Annotated in this window: 3 protein-coding genes and 1 pseudogene; all 4 read right to left on the bottom strand. The window is 32.9% G+C overall.

Annotation, left to right across the window (positions count from 1 at the left end; translation table 11 throughout):
* Positions 1-348: ExbD/TolR family protein (locus ABYK18_RS11980; protein WP_373036908.1), on the bottom strand; the 348-nt coding region annotated here is incomplete at its 3' end.
* Between the two features lie 4 nt (positions 349-352).
* Complete coding sequence (locus tag ABYK18_RS11975) at positions 353-919, bottom strand: MotA/TolQ/ExbB proton channel family protein (protein WP_373036907.1); 567 nt, start codon at positions 917-919, stop codon at positions 353-355.
* 3 nt (positions 920-922) lie between these two features.
* Positions 923-1315, bottom strand: coding sequence for an ATP synthase F1 subunit epsilon (gene atpC / locus ABYK18_RS11970; protein ID WP_373036906.1), 393 nt, complete (start codon positions 1313-1315; stop codon positions 923-925).
* Between the two features lie 24 nt (positions 1316-1339).
* Positions 1340-1581, bottom strand: a pseudogene (locus ABYK18_RS11965) (F0F1 ATP synthase subunit beta); the annotation flags it as partial.

Here is a 1581-nt window from a genome sequence, read left to right as displayed (position 1 = left end):
TTTTACTGCAGCCAAAACTGACATTACAACACCGTAGTCCAAAGTTTTATCTGCACTTATAAGTACAGTAGCTTTTAAATCTAATTTTTTAGAATAAAGAAAAAAATTATCCATGAATTCATGTAGTTGATAATTGTCTTTGTTTATTTTAACATTTAGTTCTTTATCTATAGAGATATGTACAGGAGGTATTTTTGACAACTGCTTACTCATAGAACCTTGAGGTAGTTTAATATTTTCTTCATATATAATATTTGGAGCAATAACCATGAGTATGGCTAGTAAGACTAACATTACATCCACAAGTGGAGTAATATTTAACTCCGGTTTGTCTTCAAAATCATACATATCGCTAAACTTTTCTAGCTAATACTGCATCGCTTTGCATTTGAAGGAAACCTACTAGTTCAAATGATTTTCTTTTTAAAACCTGATGATAAGTATATGCAAATATTGCTACAAATATACCGGCTGCCGTTGCAACAAGAGCGTCTGATACCCCACTACTTATTACAGACATACTACCACTACTTTGACCAATATGAGTAAAGGTATCTAAAATTGACACAACTGTACCAAAAAGCCCTATAAATGGAGTTGTAGAAGCAAATATAGATAGTATGGATAAACCTTTAGTAGCTTCTTTAGTAGCTGCAAGCATACCTAAATCTAAAATTTCTTTACTGACATTTGTACTAGTTTTTATGAAGTTGTTTAAAAAAGATTTTTCACTAACAGTTGAAGCACCTAAGAGAAGACTCTCTAAAGAATTGTTTTCATCTTTAAGCCAATTGTTAATAGAAAAAAAGCGATAGAAAAACACCCAGTTAAGTATTATGAAATATACTGACAATAGAGCCAGTACACCCAAAGTTACTGGGTGACTTTTTAGATAAAAATCTATGAGATTGTTAATCATAGATTATAACAATCTTTGAGCTGCTGATTCAAGTTTTGCTGAAACAGAAGCTATTGCAGGATTTGCATCAGCTATATCATTAATAAGCTGTTTAGCTTCTTCAAGTGCATTAGCAATGTCACTTTCGTTTTCTCCACGAATAGCAACAGCACCTTCAACTAAAACAATAACTTTGGTTTCATCAACTTGAACTACACCCCAGTTTATTAAAATTGACTCAACTGATTTATCATCTTTTTCGATATCGATCACACCAGCTTCCAACAAAGTTGTTAATGAAGCGTGATGTGGTAAAACACCGAATTCTCCCTCTTCACCGGGAAGAGTTACGCTAACGACGTCATCGTTAAAGATTTCACCATTAGGAGTTAGGATTTCAAGTTTTAACTTATCCATTACAGTCCTTTAGTATATTATGAGTTATTTTTGCTTTGCAGCTTTTTCAATTACTTCATCCATACCACCAACCATGTAGAATGCATTTTCCGGCATATCATCACATTCACCATCAAGGATTGCTTTGAAACCTTTAATAGTATCTTCTAGAGAAACATATTTACCAGGAGAACCTGTAAATACCTCTGCAACGAAGAATGGCTGAGATAAGAATTTCTCAATTTTACGAGCTCTTTCAACAACATTTTTATCATCTTCAGAAAGTT

Origin of the sequence: Sulfurimonas sp. (assembly GCF_041563495.1) — a bacterium.
In the GTDB taxonomy this organism is placed as follows: domain Bacteria; phylum Campylobacterota; class Campylobacteria; order Campylobacterales; family Sulfurimonadaceae; genus Sulfurimonas.
Note: the sequence above shows the minus strand (reverse complement) of the source record. Positions and strands in the feature narration are given on the sequence as shown.

Excerpts from the sequence above, each read along its gene's own strand:
- ABYK18_RS11975 (WP_373036907.1), bottom strand. The coding sequence starts at position 919 with ATGATTAACAATCTCATAGATTTTTATCTAAAAAGTCACCCAGTAACT.
- atpC (WP_373036906.1), bottom strand. The coding sequence starts at position 1,315 with ATGGATAAGTTAAAACTTGAAATCCTAACTCCTAATGGTGAAATCTTT.